Source organism: Janthinobacterium sp. GMG2, from assembly GCF_033949445.1.
Lineage (GTDB): Bacteria > Pseudomonadota > Gammaproteobacteria > Burkholderiales > Burkholderiaceae_D > Janthinobacterium > Janthinobacterium aestuarii.
Genome location: NZ_JAXAWA010000004.1, coordinates 469,653 through 494,581, shown reverse-complemented (window position 1 = coordinate 494,581; position 24,929 = coordinate 469,653). Strand labels below are relative to the sequence as shown.

19 protein-coding genes are annotated in these 24,929 nt (G+C 65.4%); 1 reads left to right on the top strand and 18 read right to left on the bottom strand.

Annotated elements, in window-relative coordinates:
* Nucleotides 1–41 precede the first annotated feature (41 nt).
* The 13 genes from SKZ59_RS18005 to SKZ59_RS17945 form a co-directional block, all read right to left on the bottom strand.
* Nucleotides 42–440 (bottom strand): RidA family protein, encoded by a 399-nt coding sequence (locus tag SKZ59_RS18005; RefSeq protein ID WP_319992573.1) that lies wholly within the window; start codon nucleotides 438–440, stop codon nucleotides 42–44.
* Nucleotides 441–475: 35 nt separating this feature from the next.
* A complete protein-coding gene (locus SKZ59_RS18000; protein WP_319992525.1) occupies nucleotides 476–1,627 on the bottom strand; it encodes an acyl-CoA dehydrogenase family protein in 1,152 nt (383 codons plus the stop codon).
* Nucleotide 1,628: 1 nt separating this feature from the next.
* Entirely contained in the window at nucleotides 1,629–2,483 is an 855-nt protein-coding gene (locus tag SKZ59_RS17995) for an enoyl-CoA hydratase family protein (protein WP_319992524.1), read from the bottom strand.
* Nucleotides 2,484–2,485: 2 nt separating this feature from the next.
* Nucleotides 2,486–2,998 (bottom strand): MarR family winged helix-turn-helix transcriptional regulator, encoded by a 513-nt coding sequence (locus SKZ59_RS17990; protein ID WP_034751704.1) that lies wholly within the window; start codon nucleotides 2,996–2,998, stop codon nucleotides 2,486–2,488.
* Nucleotides 2,999–3,011: 13 nt separating this feature from the next.
* The gene (locus tag SKZ59_RS17985) at nucleotides 3,012–3,812 is read right to left on the bottom strand and encodes an SDR family NAD(P)-dependent oxidoreductase (protein WP_319992523.1); all 801 of its coding nucleotides are present in this window, start codon (nucleotides 3,810–3,812) and stop codon (nucleotides 3,012–3,014) included.
* A 1-nt stretch (nucleotide 3,813) separates the two neighbouring features.
* Complete coding sequence (locus SKZ59_RS17980) at nucleotides 3,814–6,195, bottom strand: bifunctional salicylyl-CoA 5-hydroxylase/oxidoreductase (RefSeq protein WP_319992522.1); 2,382 nt, start codon at nucleotides 6,193–6,195, stop codon at nucleotides 3,814–3,816.
* The gene (locus SKZ59_RS17975) at nucleotides 6,192–7,811 is read right to left on the bottom strand and encodes an AMP-binding protein (RefSeq protein WP_219329201.1); all 1,620 of its coding nucleotides are present in this window, start codon (nucleotides 7,809–7,811) and stop codon (nucleotides 6,192–6,194) included. The genes SKZ59_RS17980 and SKZ59_RS17975 overlap by 4 nt, the downstream gene beginning before the upstream one ends.
* A 93-nt stretch (nucleotides 7,812–7,904) precedes the next feature.
* On the bottom strand, nucleotides 7,905–8,615 hold the full coding sequence (locus tag SKZ59_RS17970; protein ID WP_219329202.1) for a response regulator: 711 nt from the start codon (nucleotides 8,613–8,615) through the stop codon (nucleotides 7,905–7,907).
* A gap of 86 nt (nucleotides 8,616–8,701) precedes the next feature.
* Nucleotides 8,702–12,883: a two-component regulator propeller domain-containing protein gene (locus tag SKZ59_RS17965; protein ID WP_319992521.1), complete on the bottom strand. Its 4,182-nt coding sequence runs from the start codon at nucleotides 12,881–12,883 to the stop codon at nucleotides 8,702–8,704.
* A gap of 101 nt (nucleotides 12,884–12,984) precedes the next feature.
* The gene (locus tag SKZ59_RS17960) at nucleotides 12,985–14,154 is read right to left on the bottom strand and encodes a patatin-like phospholipase family protein (RefSeq protein WP_319992520.1); all 1,170 of its coding nucleotides are present in this window, start codon (nucleotides 14,152–14,154) and stop codon (nucleotides 12,985–12,987) included.
* A 206-nt stretch (nucleotides 14,155–14,360) separates the two neighbouring features.
* On the bottom strand, nucleotides 14,361–16,136 hold the full coding sequence (gene ggt / locus SKZ59_RS17955; protein WP_319992519.1) for a gamma-glutamyltransferase: 1,776 nt from the start codon (nucleotides 16,134–16,136) through the stop codon (nucleotides 14,361–14,363).
* A gap of 72 nt (nucleotides 16,137–16,208) precedes the next feature.
* Nucleotides 16,209–16,967 carry a 3-hydroxyacyl-CoA dehydrogenase gene (locus SKZ59_RS17950; RefSeq protein ID WP_072454462.1) on the bottom strand — a complete coding sequence of 253 codons (759 nt, stop codon included), beginning with the start codon at nucleotides 16,965–16,967 and terminating at the stop codon, nucleotides 16,209–16,211.
* A 149-nt stretch (nucleotides 16,968–17,116) separates the two neighbouring features.
* On the bottom strand, nucleotides 17,117–17,539 hold the full coding sequence (locus SKZ59_RS17945) for a hypothetical protein (RefSeq protein WP_319992518.1): 423 nt from the start codon (nucleotides 17,537–17,539) through the stop codon (nucleotides 17,117–17,119).
* A 246-nt stretch (nucleotides 17,540–17,785) separates the two neighbouring features.
* Here SKZ59_RS17945 and SKZ59_RS17940 point away from each other — a divergent pair, with 246 nt between their 5' ends.
* Nucleotides 17,786–19,855, top strand: coding sequence for a TonB-dependent receptor domain-containing protein (locus SKZ59_RS17940; RefSeq protein WP_319992517.1), 2,070 nt, complete (start codon nucleotides 17,786–17,788; stop codon nucleotides 19,853–19,855).
* Here the strand turns inward: SKZ59_RS17940 and SKZ59_RS17935 are convergent.
* From SKZ59_RS17935 to kdsB, 5 genes are all read right to left on the bottom strand, one after another.
* The gene (locus SKZ59_RS17935; RefSeq protein ID WP_319992516.1) at nucleotides 19,852–20,352 is read right to left on the bottom strand and encodes a glycine zipper family protein; all 501 of its coding nucleotides are present in this window, start codon (nucleotides 20,350–20,352) and stop codon (nucleotides 19,852–19,854) included. The genes SKZ59_RS17940 and SKZ59_RS17935 overlap by 4 nt on opposite strands.
* Nucleotides 20,353–20,366: 14 nt before the next feature.
* Nucleotides 20,367–20,789, bottom strand: a complete 423-nt coding sequence (locus tag SKZ59_RS17930; RefSeq protein WP_083292778.1) for a hypothetical protein — start codon at nucleotides 20,787–20,789, stop codon at nucleotides 20,367–20,369.
* Nucleotides 20,790–20,966: 177 nt separating this feature from the next.
* Nucleotides 20,967–23,090, bottom strand: a complete 2,124-nt coding sequence (locus SKZ59_RS17925; protein ID WP_319992515.1) for a sodium-translocating pyrophosphatase — start codon at nucleotides 23,088–23,090, stop codon at nucleotides 20,967–20,969.
* 179 nt (nucleotides 23,091–23,269) lie between these two features.
* Nucleotides 23,270–23,926, bottom strand: coding sequence for an adenylate kinase (gene adk, locus SKZ59_RS17920; RefSeq protein ID WP_034751729.1), 657 nt, complete (start codon nucleotides 23,924–23,926; stop codon nucleotides 23,270–23,272).
* Between the two features lie 246 nt (nucleotides 23,927–24,172).
* Nucleotides 24,173–24,928 (bottom strand): 3-deoxy-manno-octulosonate cytidylyltransferase, encoded by a 756-nt coding sequence (gene kdsB, locus SKZ59_RS17915; protein WP_072454458.1) that lies wholly within the window; start codon nucleotides 24,926–24,928, stop codon nucleotides 24,173–24,175.
* Nucleotide 24,929 lies beyond the last annotated feature (1 nt).

Here is a 24,929-nt window from a genome sequence, read left to right as displayed (position 1 = left end):
AATGCATCCATTAAGTGTAACTATATTATCATATTTGACATTTAACAAGATGGTGGCAACACCGCCGTCACCTCGATCTCAACTCTCGCTCTGTCCTCGATCAGTCCCGCCACCTGCACGGCCGTCATGGCCGGGAAATGCTTGCCGATGATTTCCCTGTAGGCAACGCCAATTTGTGGATATGCCGCCACATATTCCCTCTTGTCCAGTACATACCAGTTCATGCGCACGATGTGTTCGGGCAAGGCGCCCGCCTCGGCCAGCACGGCGACGATATTTTGCAAGGCCTGGCGCACCTGCCCCGCAAAATCGTCCGTGTGGAATTGCCCCTGTGCATCCCAGCCTATCATGCCGCTGACGTACACCGTGCGCCCGCTGGCGGCGATGCCGTTCGCATAGCCGCGCGGTCTGGCCCAGCCCGCTGGTTGTAACACTTGCATATTGTTTTCCTCGTTGTTCATGCGGTTCATGCTGCTCATGCGTTTCCCGCCTCGCGCAGCAGTTCGCGCGCAATAATCAATTGCTGTACTTCGCTGGCGCCCTCGTAGATGCGCAAGGCGCGAATTTCGCGGTACAGGCGCTCGACCGGATGCCCGCTGACGACGCCCATGCCGCCAAACAGCTGCACGGCCGCATCGATCACCTGCTGCGCCGTTTCCGTGGCCGTCAGCTTGGCCATCGCCGCTTCCTTCGTCACCTTGCGGCCCTGGTCGCGCTGCCAGGCGGCGCGGTAGGTGAGCAAGGCGGCAGAGTCGATGCCGGTGGCCATCTGCGCCAATTTTGCCTGCGTCAGCTGGAAGTCCGCCAGGGTCTGGCCGAACATCTGGCGCGCCGTCGCGTGGCGCAGCGCTTCGTCAAACGCGCGCCGCGCAAAGCCCAGGGCGGCGGCGGCCACCGATGTGCGGAACACGTCGAGTGTCGCCATCGCCACCTTGAAGCCCTGCCCCGCTTCGCCCAGACGCTGCGACACGGGCACGCGACAATTGGCAAAACGCAGGCGCGCCAGCGGATGCGGGGCGATGACGGCGATGCGCTCGACGATTTCCAGGCCCGGATTGTCGGCGTCGACGATAAAGGCGCTGATGCCGCGCGCACCGGGCGCCTCGCCCGTGCGGGCAAACACCACGTAAAAGTCGGCGATACCGCCGTTCGAGATCCACGTCTTTTCGCCCTCGAGCACATACTCGTCGCCGTCGCGGCGCGCCGCGCAGACCAGGGCCGCCACGTCGGAGCCGGCCTGCGGCTCGGACAGGGCAAAGGCCGCGATGCGCTTGCCGCTGGCTACGTCCGGCAGATAGCGCGCCTTGTTGTCCAAGCTGCCGAACAGGCCGATGGCGCCCGAACCGAGTCCCTGCATGGCAAAGGCGAAATCGGCCAGGCCGTCGTGGCGCGCCAGGGTTTCGCGGATCAGGCAAATGGCACGCGTATCGATCTTGCCATCGGCGCTTGTGGCATGCGCGAGCCAGCCTCCCTGCCCCAGTTGCGCCACCAGCGCGCGGCAAGCCGCATCGACATCGCCATCATGGGCGTCGTCCAGGTGCTGCGTCGCCCACGCATCGAGCTCGGACTCAAGCTTTGCATGATGCGCCTCGAAAAATGGCCAGTCCAGATAGCTCATGTCACGCATGTCAGTTACCCTCGAATTGTGGTTTTTCCTTCGCCACGAAAGCGTGATAGGCGCGGTGGAAATCGTTGGTGGCCATGCAAATGGCCTGCGCCTGCGCTTCCGCCTCAATCGCTTCATCGACGCCCATGTTCCACTCCTGCTGCAGCATTTTTTTCGTCATGCCGTGCGCGAACGTGGGGCCGCTGGCCAGGCCGGCGGCGAACAGCTGCGCCGCCTCTGCCAATTCTTCCGGCTCGACGAGGCGGTTGAGCCAGCCGCAGCGCTCGGCCTCGGCGCCGGCCAGGGAGCGTCCCGTGTACAGCAGCTCGGCGGCGCGGCCCTGGCCAATCACGCGCGGCAGCAAGGCGCAGGCGCCCATGTCGCAGCCGGCCAGGCCCACGCGGGTAAACAAAAAGGCCGTCTTGCTGCGCGCCGTGCCGATGCGGATATCGGAAGCCAGCGCCAGCATGGCGCCGGCGCCCGCGCATATGCCGTCGATGGCGGCGATGATGGGCTGCGGACAGGCGCGCATGGCTTTCACCACGTCGCCCGTCATGCGGGTAAACGCCAGCAGGCCAGGCATGTCGAGCTTCGTCAGCGGGCCGATGATGTCGTGCACGTCGCCGCCCGAGCAGAAATTGCCGCCGCTGCCCGTGATGATGACGGCCTTGACGTCGTCCGCATGCGCGAGCGCGCGAAACAGCTCGCGCAATTCCGCATACGAGTCAAAAGTGAGCGGATTCTTGCGCTCGGGGCGGTGCAGGGTCAGTGTGGCAACGCCTGCGTCGACGGCAAACAGAAAATGCCGCGCGGCGTAATGGGCCAGGCTGGCACGGTTGCCTGGCAGGTCTTGCGGCTGGCCGGGGAGGTGGCGCATGGTCAGTCCTTTATCGAGGTGTCATTCAGTTGCTGCTTCATGTGCGACAGCAGGTCGATCAACTGGGTTTTGTCGTCGGGCGTCACGCCGTGCAGCAGTTCCGCGATCCAGCCTTCGTGCACGCGCGCCATCTCGTCGAAGGCGCGCCGGCCCGCTGGCGTCAGCTTGACGCTGTACGAGCGGCGGTCCTTCGGATCGACCACGCGCACCACGAGTTTTTCCTGCTCCAGCTGGTCGGTGATGCCCGTGATGTTGCCGCCCGTGACCATCATGCGCTTGGACAGTTCGCCCATGCGCAAACCATCGGGAAAGCGCTCAAGCTGCGCCATCAGGTCGAAACGGGGCAAGGTGATGCCGAAGGTGGCGCGCAAGCGCGTGCGCACCTCGTTTTCAATCTTCACCGTGCACGAGAGCATGCGCAGCCACAATTTCAGCGACTGGTGGTGGTCCTGCGTCAGCCGGCTCGCCAGGTCCAGCACGGGTTCGTCGTGCAAATTTTCGGGTTCTTTATCCATGGTCTTCAATCAGTTACATGACTTCGCCGCCGGCGACGGCGATCGATTGTCCATTCATGGCGGACGACGCGGGCAGGCAGAGCCACGCCACCGCATCGGCCACTTCCTGCGGCTGCACCAGCCGCTGCTGCGGATTGGACGCCGCCAGTTCCGCACGCGCCGCGTCTTCGCCACGCCCCGTCTTGCGCACGATGTTTTGCACGGCCTGCGCCACCATGTCCGTTTCCGTGTAGCCGGGACAGACGGCGTTGACGGTGACGCCGCGCGGCGCCACTTCCAGCGCCAGCGCGCGCGTCAGGCCGATCACGCCATGCTTGGCCGCGACATAGGCGCTGACATAGCGATACCCCTTCAAGCCCGCCGTCGACGCCACGTTGACGATGCGCCCCCAGCCCGCTTCCAGCATGGCCGGCATGGCCGCCTGGCAGCAGTGATACACGCCCGTCAGGTTCACGGCCAGCATCTGCTGCCAGATGGCGGCGTCCGTCTTGCCGAAAGGCGCCGCATGCGCCCGGCCCGCGTTATTGACCAGGATATCGACGCGGCCGAAATGCGCGGCCGCCTGCGCAAACCCTGCCTGCACGGACGCTTCCACGGCCACGTCGAGCACGCAGATGGCGACCCTGCCCGCGTGGCCCGCCTCTTCCAGCTGCATGCACGCGCGCGCCAGCCGCGCGCCGTCGCGCCCGGCCAGGGTGACTCTGGCGCCCATGTCCAGCAAGGCGCCCGCGCAAGCGAGGCCAATACCGCTGCCGGCGCCCGTCACCAGCGCGTGCTTGTCGGCCAATGCACCGTCCAGTCGTTCCTTGCTCATGTCATCCTTCCAGCAGCCGCGCGGCCACCTGTTGCGGGGTGAGGCCCGTGTTGGCGGCGGCCAGCTGGCGCTCGCGCTGCAGATTGCGTTCCAGCTGCTGCTGGCCAGGGCGGTACTGTTTCGGCCACGCTGCGCCTGCCCCGGCGCCGTTGTAGCCGATGCGCGCCATTTCCGTCAAGGTCCAGGCCGGGTTGGCCAGATGCGGGCGGCCCACGGCGCACAGGTCGGCGCGCCCGGCGGCGATGATGCTGTTGGCGTGGTCGGCTTCGAAGATCGAGCCGACGGCCATGCTGGCGATGCCCGCCTCGTTGCGCACGCGGTCGGCGAACGGCGCCTGGAACATGCGTCCGTACACCGGCTGTTCGAGTTTACTCACCTGGCCCGAGGAACAGTCGATCAGGTCGGCGCCGGCCTGCTTGAACAGGCGCGCGATGCGCACCGCATCGTCGGGCGTGATGCCGCCTTCGACCCAGTCGTGGGCCGAGATGCGCACGCTCATCGGTTTATCCTGCGGCCAGGCGGCGCGCATGGCGCGGAACACGCGCAGCGGATAGCGGCAGCGGTTTTCCAGGCTGCCGCCATATTCGTCGCTGCGGCGGTTGGTCAGCGGCGAGATAAAACTCGACAACAGATAACCATGCGCACAATGCAGTTCCAGCCAGTCGAATCCGGCGACGGCCGCCGCCAACGTGGCGCGCACGAAGTCCTGTTCGATGCGCGCCAGGTCGCTTTCCGTGGCCGCGCGCGCCACCTGCGACACACCCGCCAGATATTGCTGTTCCGAGGCCGAGATCAAGGGCCAGTTGCCCTCGCTGAGCGGCAGGTCGATGCCGTCCCACATGGGCCGCGTCGAGCCTTTCGCGCCCGCGTGGCCCAGTTGCAGGGCGATCTTCGCATCGCTGTTCGCATGCACGAAATCGACGATGCGGCGCCACGCCTGCGTGTGCGCTTCGCTGTACATGCCGGGACAGGCGGGCGTGATGCGCGCATCGGCCGACACGCATGTCATCTCGGCAAACACGAGTCCCGCGCCGCCCATGGCGCGCGCGCCCAGGTGCATCAAATGGTAGTCGCCCGCCACGCCATCGACGGCGCTGTACTGCGCCATCGGCGAGACGGCGATGCGGTTTTTCAGCAGCACGCCGCGCAGCCGGAACGGTGTAAGCATGGGCGGCAAGGCTTCGTCCCCCATCTCCACGCCGGCCTGCTCGCCCGCGCGCCGCGCCAGCCACTGTTCATAATCGGCCACGTAGGCAGGGTCGCGCAGGCGCAGGTTTTCATGCGAAATGCGCTGGCTGCGCGTGAGCATGGAATAGGCGAACTGCGGCGCTTCCATGGCGCTGTAGCGCTCGACGTTTTCAAACCACTCCATGGAATTGCGCGCCGCGCTCTGGATTTTCAGCACTTCGATGGCGCGCAGCTGCTGGTAGGCGGCCAGCGCAGCGTCGCTATCGTCATGTTGGCCGAAGCAGCGCGCCAGCTCGATCGCGTCTTCCAGCGCCAGCTTGGTGCCGGAACCGATCGAATAATGGGCCGTGTGGGCCGCGTCGCCCATCAGCACGACGGGCACGCCATCTTCATGATGCACCCATTGCCGGCAAACGATGCGCGGGAAGGTGATCCACTGCGCCGAGCCGCGCAAGTGCGGCGAATTGCTCAGCAAACCGTGGCCATCGAGCTCTTCGGCGAACAGCGCTTCGCAAAAGGCGATGCCCTCTTCCTGGCTCATGCTGTCCAGCCCCGCCGCGCGCCACACGTGCTCGGGCGTCTCGACGATGAAGGTGGAAGTGTCGCCATCGTATTGATAGATATGCGCCTGGAACCAGCCGTGCGGCGTCTGGCGGAAGGCAAACGTAAACGCCTCGAATTTCTTGCGCGTGCCCAGCCAGACGAAGCGGCAATGGCGCTGGTCGATCTCGGGCTGGTAGCTGGCCGCATAGCGCGTGCGGATACGGCTGTTCAAGCCATCGCTGGCGATCACCAGGTCGGCGCCGTACTGCTTCGCGATGGCCTGGTCGTCCTGTACTTCCGTCTCGAACACCAGCTGCACGCCAAGCTCCTCGCAGCGCGCCTGCAGGATGTTGAGCAGGCGCTTGCGGCCGATGCCGCAAAAGCCATGGCCGCCGGAACGCACGGTCTGGCCCTTGAAGTGGATCTCGATATCGTCCCAGTGGTTGAACGCTTGCAGGATGGCGCGCGCCGTCGGCTCGTCCGCGTTGGCCAGGTTGCCCAGGGTCTGGTCGGAAAACACGACGCCCCAGCCAAACGTGTCATACGGGCGGTTGCGTTCGATGACAGTGATGCGGTGATCCGGGTTCTGCTTTTTCATGAGCAGGCTGAAATACAGGCCGGCGGGGCCGCCGCCGATGCAGACAATATTCATGGGGTGTCCGTGCGAAGTTTGAAGCGCTGCAGCTTGCCCGTTTCCGTGCGCGGCAGCGAAGGCAGGAAGCGGATGGCGCGCGGATATTTATACGGGGCGATCTGCTGGCGCACGAAGTCCTGCAGTTCGGCCGCCAGCGCATCGCTGGCCTGGCTGCCGTCTTTCAGCACCACGTGCGCCTCGACGATCTGGCCACGCTCGGCATCGGCGCGCCCGACCACGCCGCATTCGGCCACGGCAGGGTGGCGCAGCAGCGCCTCTTCCACTTCCGGGCCGGCGATGTTGTAGCCGGCCGAGACGATCATGTCGTCGCTGCGCGAGCGGTAATAAAAATAGCCGTCGGCATCCATCTCGAAGGTGTCGCCCGTCAGGTTCCAGCCATTCTGCACGTAATCGCGCTGGCGCGGGTCGGACAGATAGCGGCAACCGGTGGGGCCTTTTACGGCCAGGCGGCCTGTCACGCCGGGCGGCTGCGGTACGCCCGCATCGTCGACGATGCACGCCTGGTAGCCGGGAATGGCCTTGCCGATGGCGCCGCGGCGTATGCCCTCGCCCGTGGCGGAAATGAAGATGTGCAGCATCTCGGTGGCGCCGATGCCGTCCGTCATGGCCAGCCCGGTCGCCGCCTGCCACGCGTCGCGCGTGGCCAGCGGCAGCGCTTCGCCGGCCGACACGGACAAGCGCAGGCTGCGCAAGTCGTGGCTGGCTGCCAGGGGTGCCATCTGGCGATAAAAGGTGGGCGCCGTGAAGCAGATCGTGGCTTGATAGGCGCCGATGGCGCGCAGCAGGCCGTCGGGCGTGAGTTTTTCCAGCAGCACGGTGGCCGCGCCAAAGCGCAGGGGGAACAGCAGCAAGCCACCGAGGCCGAAGGTGAACGCCAGCGGCGGCGTGCCGATGAAGATATCGCCGGCGCGCACCTGCAGCATGGAGCGGGGAAAACAGTCGCAGATGGCCAGCAGGTCGCGGTGCATGTGCATGGTACCTTTGGGGACGCCCGTCGTGCCCGAGGTAAAGCTGATCAGACAGACGTCGTCAGCCGCCGTGTCGCATGCGGAAAATGGCGCAGCGTGGGCCGCCATGCGCCGTTCCAGTTCCGCGTCGGCGGCGCCAAAGCACAGCATGGGCGGCAAGCCGGGCACGCCATCGAGTTCCGCGCGCAAGCTCTGCGCGCACAGCACGGCATTCACTTCCGCTTTGGACAGGATGATGGACAGTTCGCGTGCGCGCAGCAGCGGCATGGTGGGCACGGCGATGCAGCCGGCTTTCAGCACGGCGAGCAGGCAGGCGGCCATCATGGGCGTATTCGCGCCGCGCAGCAGCACGCGGTTGCCGGGGATCAGGCGTAAATCGCTGCGCAGCACGTGGGCGATGCGGTCGACTTGCCGCGCCAGCTCGGCGTAGCTCCAGCGCTGGCCGTCGGCAAGGATGGCGGTACGCTCGCCGCCGCCGTTGGCCACGGCCGCATCAAGCAGCGCGGCGACGCAATTGAGGCGCGCCGGATACTGGAGCTCGGGCAAATCAAGGCACAGCTGCGGCCAGAGTGCGCGCGGCGGCAAATGCGTGCGCGCAAAGTCGTCCTGGGGAGATGCTGTGGTAGGCGAAGGGTCGCTGCTCATGCTCATCCTGGCGGGTAGCGGGCGCGTGCACAAGGCCCGGAAGCAGATACTTTAAACCTAAAGTATTTTTCCGGCAAGCGAAAAACAGCAGATTCAGTCGTCTCTGTCCTGTTGCTGCAGCAAACGCGCCTGCTGTGCCACGCTGCGCGCCAGCGCGGCCAGGGCCGTTTGCATCTGGCCGCCGTCAAGCACCGCCGATTGCAGCAGCGCGCTCATACCGGCTTCCGCGCCATGCAGTCCCAAGGTGCGGCAACCGAGGTGCAGCCGTTCCAGCTGCTGGCGCGCCTGGGCCGGTTCGCCGCGTGCCAGCAAGGCGTCGACCTGTTCGCTGGCGGCGCCGATCTGTCCCTGAAAGCCCGTCAAGTAGGCCAGCAGGCGTTCGCCGTCGATGCCCAGCCGCTGCAAGGTATCGCGCGGCGCCTCGGCCGGCAAGGCGGAAACGTCGAAGCAGGCGTCGATATGCTGGCGCACCTGCTCCGGCTGGAAGGGTTTCACGATGTAGCCGGCGGCGCCGGCCTGCACGGCGTCGCGCACCGTGTCCTGGTCATTGGCCGACGAGACGAGCACCAGCGGCATGGCGTCGAGCGCGCTGTCGGAGCGGATTTTCTGCAGCAGCTCCATGCCGGACAGGCGCGGCATGCGCAAGTCGCAGAAGCACAGCGAGGGACGCAAGCCGCCTTCGAGCTGCTCCCACGCCGCCGCGCCATCTTCGGCTTCCACGATATCGTGCACGCCGCAGCTGTCGATCAAATGCATCAATACCATGCGCGACACGACATCATCGTCAACCACCAGTACTTTCATTGCTTTCTCCATTGGCGGCAGCGTCAAGGTGCCTGGCCGTATTCTACCCAGTTTCGCCGCGCGCCCGATGGCCGGCATTGCCTATTTTACATTTCTTGACCCGAAACGGCTATTTGCGCCAACAGTGCGCGCAATTGCGGCAAATGCAGGGCCACCTGCGTCCAGCGCCCGCCATCCGCCGCCTCTTCCATTTCCGTGCACAGCATGTGCAGCTGCGTTTCATCGAGATAGGCGGCGCTGCCCTTCAAGCCGTGCAGCAGGCGCCCGGCGTTATCGCGGTCCTGCGCCGCCAGGGCGGCGTCGAGTTCGCGCAAGCGCCCTTCCAGGTCGGCGACGAAGGCGACACGGATGCGCCGTTGCAGCTCGCCGCTGCGGATCGACTGGGAAGGCGCCGGAACAGGAACTGCCGGCGCGATGCCGAACAGGGCATCGAGTTCGGCCTGCCCCCGCGCGGCGCCGCGCGGCGCGTTCGACGGCATGCGCGGCAGCATGAAACCGCGCTGCAGCTGGCGCTCGATGGCGCGCGCCAGCAAGCCATGCAGCGCCGCCTCGTCCACCGGCTTGCTGAGGAAATCATCCATGCCGACGCCCAGATAGCGGCTGCGGTCTTCTTCGCTGGCGTTCGCCGTCAGGGCCACGATCATCAGCTCCTGGTCGCGCACGGGCTGGTCCGGCCAGCCGCCCACGCGGATCAACCGCGTCGCCGTGGCGCCGTCCATCTCCGGCATGCGCCCGTCCATCAGGATCAAGTCATAGCGCGTATGCACGCAGGCCGCCACCGCCAGCACGCCGTTGGCGACCACGTCGACCCGGTGTCCCAGTTCCTCGAGCATGACGCGGATGATGATCTGGTTGGTGGGGAAGTCTTCCGCGCACAGCACGCGCAGCTGGTGGCTGTGCGGCGCCAGCGCCACCTGCGGCACCAGCGGCGGCGCCACGCCATCGGCCAGCGGCAGGGTGAAGGCGAACGTGCTGCCCTGCCCCGGCGTGCTGGCCACTTCGATTTCGCCATCCATCAGTTCGACCAGCTGGCGGCAGATGGCCAGGCCCAGGCCCGTGCCGCCGTAGCGCCGCGTGGTGCTGGCGTCGGCCTGTTCGAACTTCTGGAACAGGCGCGCCATCGCATCCGCATCGATGCCGATGCCGCTGTCGCTGACGGTAAAGCGGATCAGGTTGACACGTCGCCCACCCCTGCCGCTGGCCACGCCGGCCCGCTCGACGCAGACGCTGACGCCGCCGCGCTGGGTGAACTTGAAGGCGTTGCCGACCAGGTTGACCAGCACCTGGCGCAAGCGGGTCGGGTCGCCCACGACGAAAGGCGGCAGGTCAGGCGCGAAATCGATGGAAAAGCCGATGCTGCGCGCGGCCGCCTGTTCCTCGAACAGGGTCACCACCGTCTCGATGGCCGCGCCGAGTGCGAAGTCGATGTTTTCGATACTCAGCTTGCCCGCCTCGATCTTGGAAAAGTCGAGCAAGTCATTGATGATCACCAGCAGCGACTGGGCATTGGCCTGGCCGCGCAGGATCTGCTCGCGCGTGGCGTCGTGCAGCTGCTCGTCGCGCAGGGCAAAGCCCAGCATGCCGATCACGCCAGCCAGCGGCGTGCGCATCTCGTGGCTCATGTTGGCCAAAAATTCCGATTTCTGGCGCGTCGCATCTTCGGCCTTGCGCTTGGCCTGGCGCAGGCTTTCCTCGTTTTTCGTCAGGCTGCTGTTGACCTGCGCCAGCTTTTCCGACTGGGCCAGCACTTCGATTTCCTTGCTCTGCAACTCGGCCGTGCGTTCGCCGACCAGTTTTTCCAGTTCGTTCTGCTGGCGCCGCAGCGTGCGCACGCGCTGGCGGTAGGCGCCATACACGGCGCCCAGCAGCAGCGCCGCCATCAGGGTGCGGAACCACCAGGTTTTCCAGAACGGCGGCAAGATCGTGATGGCCAGGGTGGTGCCGCTCTCGTTCCACACGCCATCCTTGTTGGCCGCCTTGACGCGAAACACGTAGTTGCCCGCATCGAGGTTGGTGTAGGTGGCAAAGCGCCGGCCCGCATCGGTCATGACCCAGTCCTGGTCGAAGCCTTCGAGCCGGTAGGCGAACATATTGCGCTGGGGCGCGGCGAAATGCAGGGCCGCGAATTCCAGCGAAAAGACGCTTTCGCGGCTGGTCAGCACCAGCTCGCGCGTATGGTCGATGGCCGTCTTGAGCACATGCGCGAACTCGCCGCGGCCGATGCCCACCGGCTTGTTGAAGATCTGCAGTTCCGTGACGGCCACCAGCGGCGGCACGCGGTTGTCGTGGATATCCTGCGGCATGAACGCCGTCATGCCGTTGAAGCCGCCGAAATACATGGTGCCATCGGACGCGCGCAGGGCCGCGCCATCGAAGTACGAGCCTTCCACCGTGCCGTCGGCGCTGTCGTAGTTGCGAAACAGGCCGCTGCGCATGTCGAGCCGCGTGATGCCGCTATTCGTGCTCAGCCACAGCTGCTCGTTGTCGTCGCCGAGGATGCTGGCGACGGCATCGTCGGCCATGCCATCCTTGCGCAGGAAACGGCGGAAACGGATCTCGCCCTTGGCGTCGATGTCCATGCGGTTCAGGCCATTGGCCGTGCCCACCCACAGCACGCCGCGCTTGTCCTCGTGCAGGAAATGCACTTCGTCGTGGCTCAGGCTCTGCGGGTTTTGCGGGTCGTGGCGGAAATGGCGGAAGCGGCCGCTGGCGCGGTCCAGCAAGTCCAGGCCGTGGAAGGAGCCTATCCACAGCCGCCCCTTGCCGTCTTCCAGCACGGGCCGCACCATGTTGTCGGACAGGCTGTTCGGGTCGGCCGGGTCGTGGCGGTACGTGGTAAAACGCTTGCTGGCCGGGTCGAAGCGGTGCACGCCGCCCCGCGTCGAGACCCACAGCATGCCGCTGCGGTCGCTGACGATATTGCGGATGGTGTCGCTGTTCGGATCGCCGGCGGCAAAGCGCATGGTGAAGAAACGCCCCAAGGCCGGATCGAATCGGTGCAAGCCCGTCGAGCCGCCCACCCACAGCACGCCGTCCGGCGCCTTGTACAGGGTCGTGACCTGCTCGTCGCGCGACATGCCGGGCGCGCTGCGCAGGTCGAACAGGCGTGAGCTGCCGTCGCGCGTGTCGTACAGTTTCAGGCCGCCCTTGGTGGCCAGCCACAGCTTGCCGTCGCCCGCGTCGGCCACGGCGCGCACTTTCTTGTCCGCCAGCGCGCCCACGTCGCCGGGCGCGCGCGCCATGCGCGAAAAGCCGCCGCTGCCCAGGTCGACCCGGCTCACGCCGTTGTACCAGGAGCCGACCCAGAAGGTGCCGGCGCGGTCGCGGTACAACGACGACAGCTGGTTGTCGGCCACGCTGAACTTGTCGCCCGTCTGGTGGCGGTACTGCAGGAAGGTGTCGCTTTCGGGCAGCCAGCGGAACAGGCCATCGGCATTGCTGCCCAGCCAGACGGTGGCGTCGACATCCTGGTACAGGCTGGCCACGCGGATGGCGGAAAAACCATGTTTCTCGCCTAAGCGCACTCTCGATTGCGGCGGCTGGCCGGCGGCGCCCAGGCGCCAGCGCTCGGCGCCGGCCATGGTGCCGATCCACAGGTTCTGCTGGCGGTCGATCAGCAGCGATTGGATCACGTTGTACTTCGAGCCGGGCGTCGCATCGACGGCGAAATGCTCGAAGCGCTCGCTGCCCGGCGCCAGCATGTCCAGGCCCGTCACCGTGCCTATCCACAGGCGCTGCTGCGCATCCAGCGCCAGCGCCTTGATTTCATTGTCGCCCAGGCTGTGCGGGTTGCCCTCTTCATGGTGCCAGGTGCGGAAGCGGCCCGTGGCGGGATCGAAATGCTGCAAGCCGTCCGAGGTGGCGATCCAGAAGCCGCGCGCGCCATCGTCGAGAATGGCGTGGATATGCCGGTTGCCGTTGCCGCGCTTGCTCTTTTCTGCCGGGCCGTAATGGATGAAGGTCTGGCTGGCGGCGTCGAAGCGGTCCAGGCCATTGTCCGTGCCCACCCATAGCTGGCCCTGGCTATCGACATGCAGCTCGCCGACCCAGTTATCGGCAAGGCTGGTCTTGTCGCCCTCGATATTCTTGTAGACGACCATGCGGTAGCCATCGTAGCGGCTCAGGCCTGACTGGCTGCCGAACCACATATAGCCTTGCCGGTCCTGGGCGATGGCCAGCACCGATTCCTGCGCCAGGCCCTGGTCGACGCTGAGCTGGTCGAAACGCAGGGTGGGCGCAGGCGCCGCCACGGCCCATCCGCCCGCCATCAAAATTAACAGTAAGGCAACATCGCAAACACGTCGAAATACCCGCACAATCGTCCTGTCAAAAAAACGCGAAAAACCCGCACACCGCTCCAAGGGCCGTCTCAAGAACCAAAAAACGCCAGTACATCGTCCTTGCGGGCCTGCGTATCGCGCTGTCCAAGACGGATCAGCTCGTTAGTATACGTCGATTCGAACAATAAATACGATGCCAGCGCCGCGCCGCGCGCTTCTGCCGCGCCGATGCCCGACAACATGGTGCGGATGGGACGCGGCAAACTGCCGATATGCCGGCTGGCGATGGCGTCGAGCCGCTCGGACGGCGCGATGACGAGCAATTCCACCGGCCGCAAGGCCGTCTTGCCCAGCAACTCGGGCGGCAGCATCGACAGGGTCAGGTTGATGCGGTTCAGGCGTTCGATGTCGACGGCCAGGCCATCGAGGAAGATCGACGACAGCGCGTGGCCGGCGATCTGCGCCAGGCTCGGATAGCGCGCCGCTTCGGACGCGGCGGGTGCCGGCTCCGTCATGCGCCCGGCGCCCACCACCAGCACCTTGTTCGCGCCCAGGTGAATCGCCGGCGAGATCGGCGCCAGCTGGCGCATGGATCCGTCGCCGCAGTATTCGCGCTGGCCGCCCACGTACAGGGGCACGGCGGGGAAGATGAAGGGGATGGCGGCCGAGGCCAGCAAATGCTCCACGCCGATCTGGTCCGGCAGGGCCAGGCGCTGCGTGCGTACCCATGGCGCGATATCCTCGGCCGTCTGGTAAAACGTCATGTGGCGGCTGCCCGAATACGACGACGCCGTCACGGCCAGCGCATGCAGCAAGCCGTCGGCCAGGGCCGCGTCCAGGCGCGGCAGGTCGAGCATGCGGTGCAGCAGGCTGACCAGCGGGGTATTGTCGAGCAGGGAATTGGGCGGCGACGCATGCCACTGGCGCAGCAGCCAGCCGAACGACAGCAGGGACAGCCAGCGCGCGCCCGAGCGGATCACGCCCAGCGAATCGGCACGGTACACTTGCTCGACTTCGATGTGCTGCCACACGTCGAGCAGCTTTTGCACGCCTTCGCCGAAGTTATCGGCACGGCAGGCCAGTGCTGTGGCATTGATGGCGCCGGCCGAGGTGCCGCAGATGATGTCGAACGGATTGCGCGCCGGCGCCCAGCCCGCTTCCCACAGTATCGCCGAAATCGCCTGCAGCACGCCCACCTGATAGGCGGCACGGGCGCCTCCTCCCGTGAGTATCAAGCCTGTTTTATTTTGCATTCCCATGCCGGCAGATTAGCAGGGTCTGGATGCTTTGTGGAAAAGTTTGGAAGGTAGACGCCAGTTCCTGCAGGTATATTGTTGGCAGCACGGCGCCGGACAAAATCGTAGCGAGCGGAAGGGAGAGGCGGCTAAGAAGCGCAACCGTACTCTAGTACGGTGAGCATCGCAGGCCGCCTATACCGACGCGCAGTAGGTTTGGTCCGGTGCCCCTAATCGCCCCTGACCATGCCTTCACGCCGTGGATCCGCCCCCCCAAACCAGAAATCCTTGCCATGCGCATTCAGGCGCATGATGCCCTGCAAGCCCGAGTTCTGCTCGATCACGCGCACCTCGTGGCCCATCGCCTGCAGCGCCTCGACTTGCGCTGCCGGCGCGCGGCCCTTTTCCAGTTCCGTCGGGCCGTTGCGGCTGCCGAAGTTCGGCAGACTGATCGCCTGCTGCACGTTCAAGCCCCAGTCCATGGTGCCGACCAGGACCTTGGCCACATAATTGATGATGGACGAGCCGCCGGGCGAACCCGTGGCCAGCACCAGCTTGTGCGTGCCCTTCTCGAACACGAGGGTGGGCGACATGGCGCTGCGCGGACGCTTGCCCGCTTCGACCCGGTTGGCGATCGGGCCGTCCGCATCGCGCGAATCGAACGAGAAATCCGTCAGCTGGTTATTGAGCAAAAAGCCGTCGACCATCTGGCGCGAACCGAACGCGTCTTCCACGCTGGTGGTCATCGACAGGCCGTCCCCAAAAGCGTCGACGGCCACCAGGTGCGACGTCGACGGGCGCTGCAGCGCGTTGTCCATGCCCCACGCCACCTGCATGCCGGGCGGCGTGCCGGGTTTCGCCTTGCCCATGGATTTTTCACCGATCAGCGCGGCGCGCTGGGCAAGGTAGGTTTTATCGAGCATCGAGGCGACGCCATTGCCCGGCAGCGGCACGAAGTCCGTGTCGGCCACGTAGCGGTTGCGGTCCGCGTAGGCCAGGCGCCCCGCTTCCGAGAACAGGTGGATCGCTTGCGCATTGAGCACGCCGTCGACGGGCGGATACGACCGGATGTCTTTGACCTCCAGGATGCCCAGCATCTGCGCGATGGCGATGCCGCCCGACGATGGCGGCGGCATGCCGCACACGGTCCAGGCCTTGTAATCGCTGCAGACGGGCTCGCGCACCTTGGCCTTGTAGCCGGCGATGTCGGTCGCCGTCAGCTTGCCCGGGTTGGTCGGGTGCGAGGCCACCTTGGCGGCGATGTCGCGCGCGATGCGGCCGTTGTAAAAAGCGTCGGCGCCGCCGCGGGCGATCTCGCGCAAGGTGCGCGCCAGTTCGGGATTCTTCAGCACGTGGCCGACGGACCAGGCCTTGCCCTCTTTGTCATAGAAATACGCGGCGGCGACAGGGTCGCGCTTCAAGGCCTGGTCCCAGTTCAGCAAGCCGTTGAGGCGCTGGCTGACGGGAAAGCCGCCGTGCGCCAGCTTGATGGCGGGGCCGAACAGGGTCGCCCACGGCAGCTTGCCATGTTCCTTGTGCGCCAGTTCCAGCATGCGCAGCACGCCCGGCGCGCCCACGGAACGCCCGCCCACCACGCCCGTGGCGCGCGAGACGGGGCTGCCGTCCGGATTCTGGAACAGGTGTTCATCGGCGGCGGCCGGCGCCGTTTCGCGTCCGTCGAACGCCTGCACGCCCTTGGCCGTGGAGTACAGCAGGAATGCGCCACCGCCGATGCCCGACGATTGCGGCTCGACCAGGGTCAGCACCAGCTGCGTGGCGATGGCCGCGTCGATGGCGCTGCCGCCCTTTTTCAGCATCTGATAGCCCGCATCGGCAGCCAGCGGATTGGCGGCGGCGACCATGAATTTCTGCGCCGCCCAACCCGATTTTTCCGCATACGCGGTGGCGACTTCCGGCGCCTTTTGCGGCACCTCGGCAAATACGGGACTGGCAGCGAGTGCTCCCAGCAAGGTCAGGCTCAGCGCCAGCGGCTTCAATGTGATCATGCTTACTCCGGTAAAGATACCCGGGTATGCTACCTCAAATGCCGGCCACGGCGCTGCACCCTCGCCGAGGGCTTACTTCGGTTGCATGCGGATCGCGCCGTCGAGACGAATCGTTTCGCCATTGAGCATGACGTTTTCCACGATGGCTTTCACCAGTTGCGCGTATTCGCCGGGCTTGCCCAGGCGCGATGGGAACGGCACCATCTTGCCCAGCGCATCCTGCACTTCGGCCGGCATGCCCAGCAGCATCGGCGTTTCGAAAATGCCGGGCGCCACCGTCATCACGCGGATGCCGTTGCGCGATAGGTCGCGCGCCATCGGCAGGGTCAGTCCCACCACGGCTGCCTTCGACGAGGCGTAGGCTGCCTGGCCGATCTGGCCATCGTAGGCCGCCACGGACGCCGTGTTGACGATGATGCCGCGCTCGCCCTCAGCGGTGGCATCCTGCTTGGCCATGGTGTCGGCCGCCAGGCGGCACATATTGAAGGTGCCCACCAGGTTGATGTTGACGACTTTCTGGAACAGGGCCAGCGGATGCGGGCCATCCTTGCCCACGGTTTTCACGGCCGGCGCCACGCCGGCGCAGTTGACGAGGCCACGCAAGGTGCCCAGCTTGGTGGCCGCGGCCACCACGGCCATGCCGTCTTCTTCCGACGTCACGTCGCACTGCACAAACACGCCATCGAGTTCCGCGGCCAGCGCCTGGCCCGCTTCCGTCTGCACGTCGGCCAGCACGACCTTGCCGCCCGCCGCCGTCAGCATGCGCGCCGTGGCCGCGCCCAGGCCCGATGCGCCGCCCGTGATGATGAATACATTGTCTTGAATCTGCATGAAATCTCCTGAGTGATAAGGGCCGTGTTCCCGGCGCCTGATGGTTACATGGTGCCATAGTTACGTTTACGTAAACGTAATGTCAGCGACAATTGTAGCTATTTTTGAACCCACCAAGCGAAAACTTGCAGCGTTAGAGAACGGATAGGCTAAAAACACTGGATGAACGCGCCATTGCGATGGCAGATGCGCCCGTTGGCATCGAGCGTGGCGTTGCCCGCGCCGTTGTAGCGCGCGCCGGCCGCATCGCGGCAACCGCCCGTGTCGCAAGCGCCGATCGGCTGCGGCGCACGGGGGATGGGCACGGCCGGGCTGGGCGGCAGGGGCGCCATGGGCACGACGGGAGGCGCGGGCTGCGCCGGCATGCGGCCGATCACTTGCGGCACGGAACGGCGCGGCTGCACGGGCGGCGCCGGGCGGCAAGGTTCGACGGCCAGCTTGCTGCTGTCGCGCGGGTCGAGCTGGCACACAGGCAAATCATCGGAAACGGCCTGTTCCTGACCGTCTGCATGGCCGCCAGCGAGCAGCAGGACGCAGGCCAGCGCCGGTATGGTTTTGATCATCGTCTTCATGCCACCTCCCCATGCATCGATCATACCGCTTTCATTATTGGCACACGCGGCGCCAGATGCCATGCATATGCTGCAACGGTGTTTTATTTCCTTTCATCACTTTCCTTCTTGCCAGGATAGCATTACAATAAGAACGATTCTTATTCTCATTAGCAGAATGGGAGCGCAGTTTATTGCATTTTCAATCATTCATACCCGAGCCACCCGGAAGGCAGCCAGGAAAAAACAACATCCGGAAAGTTCACCATGACCAAGCGCAGTCCCGCCTTCGCAACCTTCGCAGTCCCAGCCGCCATTCCCGCCCGTCCCCGCCATTGCACCACCCTGATCCTGCCCTGCCTGCTGTCCTTGGCCGTCAGCAGCGCCTGGGCCGAAGGCAATGTGGCCGCCGATCCCACCATGAACACGGTGGTCGTCACCGCGTCGGGTACGGCCATCGACATCAAGGATGCGCCGGCCAGCATCAGCGTCATCACGCGCGAGGAAATCGAGCGCCAGCCCGTGTACGACCTCAACACCCTGCTGCGCCGCATCCCCGGCGTGACGGGCGGCACCAGCCCGGTAGGCGAAGAATCGAAGATCAAGCTGCGCGGCCTGCCCGACAAATACACCTTGATCCTCGTCGACGGCAAGCGCGTGGGCAGCTCGGCCGACACGGCTTACCGCCCGGACCTGGGCCGCCAGGACTTGAACTGGATCTCGCCCGACATGATCGAGCGCATCGAAGTGGTGCGCGGCCCCATGTCCTCGCTGTACGGCTCGGACGCCATGGGCGGCGTGATCAACATCATCACGCGCAAGGTGCCGGGCAAGTGGAACGGTTCGGCCACGGCCAACTACACGCAGCCGCAGGACAGCGGCCGCGGCACGGCGCACCAGCTGGGCGTGAACCTGGCCGGCCCCTTGTCGGACACGGTCGGCATGCGCCTGGGCGTGGGCCAGACGCGCCAGAATCCCGATGAAAAAGCCATCGGCAAATCGGGCGGCATCGGCGGCGAACGCAACCAGACTGTCACAGGCCAGCTGAGCTGGGCGCTGGACAAGAAACAGAACCTGACGCTGGACGCCAGCTACGGCAAGCAGCAATCGACGGATTCAACCACGCTCGACGCGGACGGCTACCCGCTGTTCGGCGCCTGGGGCGCCAGCAAGCTGATACGCAAGAGCGCCAGCATCGGCTATGAAGGCCGCTGGGACTTCGGCAAGGCCATGGTCAACCTGTACCACAACGATTTCGACAACGAAGTCGTCGGCACGGTGGCAAAATCCAAGGACAGCACCCTCGACGCCAGCCTGGAAAAACGGGTCGGCTGGGGCGGCATCGAGCAGATGCTGGTGATGGGTGGCCAATGGAAGCACCAGGAACTGACGAACACGGACACCATCGGCACCATCCCCACCGACTACCTGGGCAACCCCGTGAGCGGCGCCACCCTGTCCGGCACCACATCGGCCCTGTTTGCGGAAGACCAGCTGTTCCTGCGCGACAACCTGACGGCCACGGCCGGCCTGCGCCTCGACCACCACAGCAAGTTCGGCAACCATTACAGCCCGCGCCTGTACCTGGTGTACCACCCTGCCCCCGCCTGGACCATCAAGGGCGGCGTGTCGCAAGGCTTCCGCGCCCCGAGCCTGAAGGAAAACTCGCCGGCGGCGGCCACGCAGTCGGGCGGACGCGGTTGCGGCAGCCTCAAACCCCTGGGCTACATCACGGGCGGCTGCTACATGGCCGGCAATGCGGACTTGAAGCCGGAAACGAGCACGGCCGGCGAAATCGGCGTGGCGTGGGAACAGAATGGCTGGGACGTGGGCGTGACGTACTTCCACACGGATTTCAAGAACAAGATCGACTACGCGCCGCTGGGCTTTTACCAGAAGCAGTGGTGGACCAAGATGACGAATATCCAGAAAGCGCGCACCAGCGGCGTGGAAGCGACGGCCACCATCCCGCTGACGAAAAACCTGAACTGGCGTAACAACATGACCTACATGGCGGAAGCGAAAAACCTGACGACGGGCGCCAACCTGCTGTCGACGCCGAAGCTGTCGTGGTACTCGGCCCTGGGCTGGCAAGTCAACGACCAGCTGTTCGGCGAAGTATCGGCCCAGTACACGGGCAAGGAACTCGACGCGGGCCAGGCGGCCAACAAGGCCTACACCATCGTCGACACGGTCGTGTCGTACAAGGTCACGCCACAATGGACCGTGCGCGGCGGCGTGGAAAACCTGTTCAAGAAAGGCCCGCTGGCCGATGGACTGGTCGACTATTACGTGCCGGGACGGCGCATGTTCGTCGGCCTGACGTCGCGCTTCTAATAGCGGGGCGGCGGCGTATTTGGCGGCGGCGTGGCGGCATTGGCCGGCACGCTGCTCAGCATCTGCCCGGCCACGGGCACCTTGTGGCCGCTCGCGTACATGCATTGCTGGTAGGCGTAGTCATAGCGGCGCTGCATGCCATACGCCGAACTGTCGGCCGCGCCCGTGCCGGCCAGCGCGCCAAAGACCAGCCCAGTGCCGGCACCCACGCCGGCGCCATGGCTGCCATCGATGGCGGCGCCGGCCACCGCACCGAGCAAGGTGCCCAGGGCCGCACTGCGCACGCCGCTGTCGGCCGCGGCCTGCTGCGCCGAACTGCCGCCCAGCTGCGCCTGCGCATACCCGCGGCACTGGGCGTCATCGCCCTGGAATTGCGCGAAACTCTTGCCCGTGCCGGGCAACACCATGGCCGATGGCCCTTGCGGCATCACCGTGCATGCCGCCAGCACAAGGGGCGCCAGCACGCCCCCGCACACTGCGCCTGTTTTCCCGTTCATGTCGCACCTCGCTTTCAGCGCACACTGCCCGGCGCCACGGCGCGCCACGGCAATGTACAACTTGTCACGTAGGGATAATAGCCTTGCGGCTGACGGCAGTAGTACCACATCGGCGCCGTCGGCACCCCGCCCTGCTCGACATACACGGGCGGCGCGACGGGCAGCGGCTGTACCACGACCGTGCGTCCGTACGGATGGCGGTACCACGGGTCGCCGTACCACCCCGGCCCGTAGCCCCAGCTAGAACCCAGCCACACGCCGACATGCGAGCGGCCACGGAAATGGCCGTGTCCGTGATGACCATGATGGCCGTGGAAGCCGTGTCCACCGTGCCGTCCATGCCTGCCAGGATCGGCCCAGGCGCTGCCGGCCAGCGCCAGCCCCACCGCCACGGCCAGCCCCCGCATCAGCCAGCGCCGTTTGTCTGCCTTGTCCATGATGCCTCCTGCCTTCTGCTGCCTGAAGTGACTCCTTCATTATTGGCAGGCGGCTGGCGCAGGCAAGGCGCTGTAACATTTGCTCACTTTTGATACGTACACGATATGGAAATCAGGAAATTTTGACATGCCCGACGTAAAAACAGCCCCTGGAAACGGGGCTGTTTGACGTGGCGTTTATTGCGCCGGCAAGCTTTGCACCGGTGTGGCCGGCGCCAGGATGGGCGGCACGGGCGCGTGGATCGGTGCCGGCGCCTTGACCGCCAGCCAGCCCGTGGCCGGCAGCAGCGGCACCAGCAGCAGGGCCACGATATTGATGATCTTGATCAGGGGGTTCACGGCCGGACCGGCCGTGTCCTTGTACGGGTCGCCCACCGTGTCGCCCGTGACGGCCGCCTTGTGCGCATCGGAACCCTTGCCGCCGAAATGGCCATCCTCGATGTATTTCTTCGCATTGTCCCAGGCGCCGCCGCCCGTGGTCATGGATATGGCCACGAACAGGCCCGTGACGATGGTCCCCATCAAGAGGCCGCCCAGGGCCGCAGGCCCCAGCAGCATGCCCACGACGATGGGCACCACCACGGGCAGCAAGGAGGGCACGATCATTTCGCGGATGGCCGACGCCGTCAGCATGTCGACGGCCTTGTCGTATTCGGGCCGCGCCGTGCCTTCCATGATGCCCTTGATGTCGCGGAACTGCCGCCGCACTTCCACCACCACGGCGCCGGCCGCGCGGCCCACGGCTTCCATCGCCATGGCGCCGAACAGATACGGTATCAGGCCGCCGATGAACAGGCCGACGATGACCATGGGGTTCGACAGATCGAAGGTGATGTGCTGGCCCACGGATTCGAGCGCATGCGTGTAGTCGGCAAACAGCACCAGCGCGGCCAGGCCGGCCGAGCCGATGGCATAGCCCTTGGTGACGGCCTTGGTCGTGTTGCCGACGGCGTCGAGCGGATCGGTAATGGCGCGCACGGAGTCGGGCAGGCCCGACATTTCCGCGATGCCGCCCGCGTTGTCCGTGATGGGACCATACGCGTCGAGCGCGACGATGATGCCGGCCATCGACAGCATCGACGTGGCGGCAACGGCGATGCCGTACAGGCCCGCCAGTTGATACGAGACGAGGATGGCGACGCAGACGGCCAGCACCGGATACGCGGTGGACTTCATCGACACGCCCAGGCCGGCGATGATGTTGGTGCCGTGGCCCGTCGTCGACGCTTCGGCGATGTGGCGCACGGGCTTGAAATCCGTGCCCGTGTAGTATTCGGTGATGTACACCATCAGGCCCGTGAGGACGATGCCGACGACGGTGGCGCCCAGCATCTTGTAGCGCATGGCGTCGTCGGGCCACAGCAGCCACGTGACGACGGCAAAGCCGACCAGGGACAGGCCGGCGGCCCACCACAAGCCCGTGTACAGGGCCGACATGATCTTCGCACCCGGCTTGGTCTTGACCATCGAGCAGCCGACGATGGAAGCGAGGATGGACACGGCACCCAGCAGCAGCGGGTAGATGATGGCCGTGCTGCTCGCTTCTGCCATCAGCAGTGCGCCCAGCAGCATGGTGGCGATCAGGGTCACGACATAGGTTTCGAACAGGTCGGCCGCCATGCCGGCGCAGTCGCCCACATTGTCGCCCACGTTGTCGGCGATGACGGCCGGGTTGCGCGGATCGTCCTCGGGGATGCCCGCTTCGACCTTGCCCACCAGGTCCGCGCCCACGTCGGCGCCCTTGGTGAAGATGCCGCCGCCGAGCCGCGCGAAGATGGAAATGAGCGAGGCGCCGAAGGCCAGGCCGATCAGCGGTTTGATCAAATCATGCTGGGTCAGGCCGGGCGCGCCCGTCGTCACCAGCAGCCAGTAGAACAGGGTCACGCCCAGCAAGCCCAGGCCAACCACCAGCATGCCGGTGATCGCCCCGCCCTTGAAAGCCACGTTCAGCGCCTGGTTGATGCCATGCGTGGCCGCCTGCGCCGTGCGCACATTGGCCCGCACCGAGACATTCATGCCGATGAAGCCGCAGGCGCCCGACAGCACGGCGCCGATCAGGAAGCCCAGCGCCGTATGCAGGCCGAGCAGCAGATAGATGGCGATCAGCAGCACCACGCCGACGATGGCGATGGTGCGGTACTGGCGCGCCAAGTAGGCGGCCGCGCCCTGCTGGATGGCCAGCGCGATTTCCTGCATGCGCGCGTTGCCGGGATCCTGCCTCAGGATCCAGCTGCGCGACACCAAACCGTAAATGACTGCGACCACGCCGCAGGCTACCGCAAACCACAAACTGGCTGCCATATCGTCCCCTTCTGTTTTTATCCGACGTCATTGCCAACAGCTGCAGACCGCACCGGGTAGGCACGCGCAGCCAGGAAAACACGACCTGCAAAAAAACTGAACCACGAAAACGATACGGCGCCCGCCTGAAGCGCGGGCACAAAAAAAGCGGACACTCAGGTCCGCTTTTCAAACACTGCTTATTCCGCCAGGGCGGCAAATGCGCTGTCGCGGATTTGCTCGACCGGACCGACACCGGCGATGCGGCGGTATTTCGGCGCGCCTGGCAGGCCGGACTTGGCCCAGTCATTGTAGTAGTTGAGCAAAACCTTGGTCTGGTTGTGGTACACGTCCAGGCGCTTCTTGACGGTTTCCGCCTTGTCGTCGTCGCGCTGGATCAGCGGCTCGCCCGTGATGTCGTCGACGCCGTCGACTTTTGGCGGATTGAATTTGACGTGGTACACGCGGCCCGAACCCGGGTGGCTGCGGCGGCCGTCCATGCGCTCGATGATCGAAGCGTCAGGCACGTCGATTTCCAGTACGTAGTCGACATTGATGCCGGCATCTTTCATGGCGTCCGCTTGCGCGATGGTGCGCGGGAAGCCGTCGAACAGATAGCCATTGGCGCAATCGGCTTCCTGCAGGCGGTTCTTGACCAGGCCGATCATGATGTCGTCCGACACGAGGCCGCCCGCATCCATGACTTTTTTCGCTGCCAGACCCAGTTCCGTGCCTTCCTTGATCGCCGCGCGCAGCATGTCGCCCGTGGAGATTTGTGGAATATTGTATTTTTCTTTGATGAAGTTAGCTTGGGTGCCCTTGCCGGCACCGGGTGCTCCTAAAAGTATCAGACGCATTGAAAAGTTCCTAAAAAACAGATTTTGGATGGTGGTATGTGTAATTATTTTTAGATGATGTTGCTATGGCTATCTTTCCCTACGAAACTTACCACAAAAAATCCCCGGAACGCCAGTTTGCTGTCGAATTGCTATGCCCTGATTGATCAAAGCCAGCAATTAGCGAAGCAGACGTTTCAAAATGTGGTTTTTGCTGCAGGCGCACAAAATTATATTTGCACGCCTGCCGTTTTGCGGGTAACGCGCTTACTGGGCGCGATAGTGGGCTTGCACCCTGGCAAGATCTTCCGGTGTGTCGACACCGGCGGCCGGGGCCGAGTCCGTGACATGCACGGCGATGGCAACACCGTGCCACAGCACGCGCAACTGCTCGAGCGCCTCGATCGCTTCCAGCGGCGACGCGGACAATTGCGGATACTCTTGCAGGAATGCATTGCTGTAGGCATACAGGCCGATATGGCGCAGCGGCACATAGCCGGCCGGCAGGCTGTCTTTCGACTGCGCGAAGCCGTCGCGGTGCCACGGAATCGTCGCGCGCGAGAAATACAAGGCGCGGCCATTCTTGTCCAGCACGACCTTGACCACGTTCGGGTTGAACGCATCGGCCACGTCGTGCAACGGATGGGCGCACGTGGCCATGGGGACGGCGGCGCTGATCTGCGCCGCGCAGGCGGCCAGCAAGGCCGGATCGATCAACGGTTCGTCGCCCTGCAGGTTGACGACGACGGCATCGAGCGGCAGCTCGAGCGTGCGCGCCACTTCGGCGATGCGGTCCGTGCCCGACGGATGGTCGCTGCGCGTCATGCACACTTCCACGCCATGCGCGGCGCAGGCGGCGCGGATGGATTCGTGGTCGGTGGCGACGATGACGCGCGCGGCGCCCGACAGGGCTGCCTGCTCGGCCACGCGCACCACCATGGGTTTGCCGCCCAGGTCAGCCAGCGGCTTGCCCGGCAGGCGCGTCGAGGCCAGGCGGGCCGGGATGATGACGATGAACGCCATC

Excerpts from the sequence above, each read along its gene's own strand:
- SKZ59_RS17930 (WP_083292778.1), bottom strand. The coding sequence starts at position 20,789 with ATGGACAAGGCAGACAAACGGCGCTGGCTGATGCGGGGGCTGGCCGTG.
- SKZ59_RS17945 (WP_319992518.1), bottom strand. The coding sequence starts at position 17,539 with ATGAAGACGATGATCAAAACCATACCGGCGCTGGCCTGCGTCCTGCTG.
- SKZ59_RS18000 (WP_319992525.1), bottom strand. The coding sequence starts at position 1,627 with ATGCGTGACATGAGCTATCTGGACTGGCCATTTTTCGAGGCGCATCAT.
- adk (WP_034751729.1), bottom strand. The coding sequence starts at position 23,926 with ATGCGTCTGATACTTTTAGGAGCACCCGGTGCCGGCAAGGGCACCCAA.
- SKZ59_RS17950 (WP_072454462.1), bottom strand. The coding sequence starts at position 16,967 with ATGCAGATTCAAGACAATGTATTCATCATCACGGGCGGCGCATCGGGC.
- SKZ59_RS17965 (WP_319992521.1), bottom strand. The coding sequence starts at position 12,883 with ATGGCGGGCGGATGGGCCGTGGCGGCGCCTGCGCCCACCCTGCGTTTC.
- SKZ59_RS17975 (WP_219329201.1), bottom strand. The coding sequence starts at position 7,811 with ATGAGCAGCGACCCTTCGCCTACCACAGCATCTCCCCAGGACGACTTT.
- SKZ59_RS17995 (WP_319992524.1), bottom strand. The coding sequence starts at position 2,483 with ATGCGCCACCTCCCCGGCCAGCCGCAAGACCTGCCAGGCAACCGTGCC.
- SKZ59_RS18005 (WP_319992573.1), bottom strand. The coding sequence starts at position 440 with ATGCAAGTGTTACAACCAGCGGGCTGGGCCAGACCGCGCGGCTATGCG.
- SKZ59_RS17990 (WP_034751704.1), bottom strand. The coding sequence starts at position 2,998 with ATGGATAAAGAACCCGAAAATTTGCACGACGAACCCGTGCTGGACCTG.
- kdsB (WP_072454458.1), bottom strand. The coding sequence starts at position 24,928 with ATGGCGTTCATCGTCATCATCCCGGCCCGCCTGGCCTCGACGCGCCTG.
- SKZ59_RS17940 (WP_319992517.1), top strand. The coding sequence starts at position 17,786 with ATGACCAAGCGCAGTCCCGCCTTCGCAACCTTCGCAGTCCCAGCCGCC.
- SKZ59_RS17960 (WP_319992520.1), bottom strand. The coding sequence starts at position 14,154 with ATGGGAATGCAAAATAAAACAGGCTTGATACTCACGGGAGGAGGCGCC.
- SKZ59_RS17985 (WP_319992523.1), bottom strand. The coding sequence starts at position 3,812 with ATGAGCAAGGAACGACTGGACGGTGCATTGGCCGACAAGCACGCGCTG.
- SKZ59_RS17980 (WP_319992522.1), bottom strand. The coding sequence starts at position 6,195 with ATGAATATTGTCTGCATCGGCGGCGGCCCCGCCGGCCTGTATTTCAGC.
- ggt (WP_319992519.1), bottom strand. The coding sequence starts at position 16,136 with ATGATCACATTGAAGCCGCTGGCGCTGAGCCTGACCTTGCTGGGAGCA.
- SKZ59_RS17925 (WP_319992515.1), bottom strand. The coding sequence starts at position 23,090 with ATGGCAGCCAGTTTGTGGTTTGCGGTAGCCTGCGGCGTGGTCGCAGTC.
- SKZ59_RS17935 (WP_319992516.1), bottom strand. The coding sequence starts at position 20,352 with ATGAACGGGAAAACAGGCGCAGTGTGCGGGGGCGTGCTGGCGCCCCTT.
- SKZ59_RS17970 (WP_219329202.1), bottom strand. The coding sequence starts at position 8,615 with ATGAAAGTACTGGTGGTTGACGATGATGTCGTGTCGCGCATGGTATTG.